This window comes from Peribacillus sp., assembly GCF_059453735.1.
The window spans coordinates 1-3,040 of sequence record NZ_JAZVJO010000507.1; the positions used below are offsets into that span (position 1 = coordinate 1).

Below are 3,040 nucleotides of genomic sequence, written 5' to 3' on the forward strand. Positions count from 1 at the left end.
GATGTCTATATGGCGGGTTTTGCCGAGTGGAAAGCAGCAAAAGGAGCAACAAATGAGACCTTTGTCTATGTGACAATCAGTACAGGAATCGCATGTTCGATCATCCATCATGGCTCCTTTTTTAGAGGAGCAGGTTTTGCAGGGGAACTGGGGCTGATTCCTGTTCTTTCAAAGAAAGGAAATCAACGGCTAGAAACTATCTCTGCTGGTCCAGGGATCCAGAATATAGCAGGTATACCACCCAAGGAAGTCTTTAGTGGATACTTAAATGGTTCACAGGAATATCAGTTCATCATCGATGAGGTTACAGGTCATTTAGCACAAGGACTCTATTCTATTTCTTGTTTAATCGATCCGCATAGAATCGTTTTCGGCGGCAGTGTCATTCAAAACAATCCATTTTTACTGGAGTTAATTAAAGAGAAACTAAAAAACTATCAGCTTCTAGAACAGCAGCATCTCTTAGAACAGATGAGCATTAGTACATTAGCTCAGAATAATGGCGTTATTGGTGCCGGATTACGAGTATTCGAAAGAATCTAAAGAGGAGTGGTCAGAGGTGTTTACGTTAAGTCAAGAAAAACTAGTACTCTTAGGTGCATCTATTACAACGGAAGAAATTAAGCAACAGCCAGATTTATGGGCTGAAACGTTTGATTTATACACCGAGAAAAGCAAAGAAATAGAAGAGTTCTTACTAAAACTATCAACTAAACACAATCGAGTTCGAGTCATTTTCACAGGTGCCGGAACGTCTGCCTATGTTGGTGATACGATCCTGCCTTACCTAAAAGAAACATGTGATGAAAAGCAATGGGAATTGCTCAGCATTCCAACTACGACCTTAGTATCCAATCCTGATCAATTTCTTAAAGCAGATATTCCTACCTTACTCGTTTCGTTTGCCAGAAGCGGGAACAGTCCGGAAAGTGTTGGAGCTGTAAAACTAGCTGAGCAAATCATAACCGATTTGTATAAGCTGACGATTACCTGTGCTAAGGATGGTCAATTAGCCAAACAAAGTGAAAGTGATCAAAAGAGTTTTTTACTATTGATGCCTGAATTATCGAATGATCAGGGATTTGCAATGACAGGAAGCTATACGTGCATGACCTTAACTGCTTTACTTGTCTTTGATTCCTTAGAGATTGAGAGAAAATCAACAATCGTAAAAATGATTCGGCAAATGGGTGAAAGTGTCATTCGAAGGGAATCTGTAATTCAAGAGATCATTGACCGGGATTTTAATCGAATTATATACCTGGGTTCTGGCTGTTTTGAAGGATTAGCTCGAGAGGCGCAATTGAAAATATTAGAGCTGACAGCTGGGAAAATTGTCACCGCGTTTGATTCGCCAATGGGATTCCGGCACGGACCTAAATCATTTATGGACGAAAACTCAGTGGTCTTTGTATTTGTTTCTAACCATCCTTATACACGTCAATATGATTTAGATTTATTAAAAGAAATAAAACAGGATAATATTGCTGTCAAAATCTGTGCCATCGAGGTAGAAGGAGAAACCAATTACGATGGGAACAAGTTTGTTTTTGACAGCGAATTTCAAACCGTACCGGATGCTTACTCAGCATTACCTTTTCTCATGATTGGTCAAGTCGTTTCACTGCTTGCATCGGTCAAAGTCGGTAATACACCAGATACGCCTTCGCCGACAGGAACGGTGAATCGTGTCGTTAAAGGCGTAAACATCTATGAATACGAATAAAGGCTGCAATTCTTCATATATTTTTGCTGATAAGTTTTTCCTAGAAGGGAAGGTTGAAGGTTCAGGATTTCTGGAAATTAACGAGGGAAGATTTGTTGGCTTTTCTGAAAACCTGTCCGAGAAAGAGGCTGAAATCATTAATTATGCGGGGCATTGGATCGCTCCAGGATTAGTAGATACCCATATTCATGGATTTCAAAATCACGACATTATGGACAACGATGTTACAGGATTGAATAAGATATCGGAAGGACTTCTTTCCTGCGGAGTTACTTCGTTTTTGCCGACGACTTTAACTTCCTCAACAGAAGTGTTGAATCGCGTCGTTGAAATGATTGGTGCTAATTATAAGGAAGTCCGTGGAGCTAAAATTATAGGAATATTTTTGGAAGGGCCATTTTTTACGGAAAAACATAAAGGAGCGCAAAATCCGAACTACTTTTGTGATCCATCCGTTGATTTATTGAAGAACTGGCAGAAGTTATCCAATTATTCTATTAAAAAAATAGCCATTGCGCCTGAGAGAAAAGGGACAGCGGAATTTATTGAATATGCGGTAAGAGACAAGATTGCAGTGGCTCTAGCCCATAGTGATGCCACATATGAAGAAGCAAAGCAGGCGGTTGAAAAAGGGGCATCTATTTTTGTTCATACCTTTAATGGAATGAGCCCATTGCACCATCGGGAGCCGGGAATGGTTGGTGCTGCGATGAATTTAAAAAATGTTTTTACAGAAATCATTTGTGATGGATATCATGTACACCCTGTTGCCGCAAATATTTTAATGGATACCCGCGGCAGAGACCAAACCGTTTTGGTGACAGATTGCATGATGGCTGGGGGAATGCCGGAAGGAAGCTATCGCCTAGGTGAAATCCCAGTCGAGGTGAAAGAAGGGGCTGCCCGCATTGAAAGCGGCAGTTTATCAGGTAGCATTTTACAATTAAAGGATGCCGTCCAAAATACCGTTAAATGGGGAATTGCCACGCCGGAGGAAGCAATCTATATGGCGAGTACTGCCCCCGCAAAAAGTATTGGGAAGGATGGCGAATGCGGGAAGATTGCCAAAGGGTACGCTGCTGACTTTATTGTTTTGAATCCTGATATGGATTTAATTGCAACTTACCTTAATGGTACTTGTCGTTATCATGTAAAGGAAGAGGAGGTACGATGACTTCTGAATGTCATCATAAATTTCTCGAGTAACAAAAACTGATTTTTAGATAAATTATCTTTTGTCAATTGCTAAAATCTCATCAGTAGCAACGTCATACATAAAGAACCATCCAATAGTTACGGAAGGATATAAGAAGT

Annotated in this window: 3 protein-coding genes; all 3 read left to right on the forward strand. The window is 40.3% G+C overall.

What is annotated here, in order from left to right:
• Window positions 1-543 (forward strand): ROK family protein (locus AC52RT_RS16850; RefSeq protein WP_495541814.1); only part of this gene is annotated, 543 nt, incomplete at its 5' end.
• Between the two features lie 16 nt (window positions 544-559).
• Window positions 560-1,726 carry an SIS domain-containing protein gene (locus AC52RT_RS16855; RefSeq protein ID WP_495541815.1) on the forward strand — a complete coding sequence of 389 codons (1,167 nt, stop codon included), beginning with the start codon at window positions 560-562 and terminating at the stop codon, window positions 1,724-1,726.
• Window positions 1,713-2,900, forward strand: a complete 1,188-nt coding sequence (nagA, locus tag AC52RT_RS16860) for an N-acetylglucosamine-6-phosphate deacetylase (protein WP_495541816.1) — start codon at window positions 1,713-1,715, stop codon at window positions 2,898-2,900. Before AC52RT_RS16855 ends, nagA begins: the two co-directional genes overlap by 14 nt.
• Window positions 2,901-3,040: the final 140 nt, after the last annotated feature.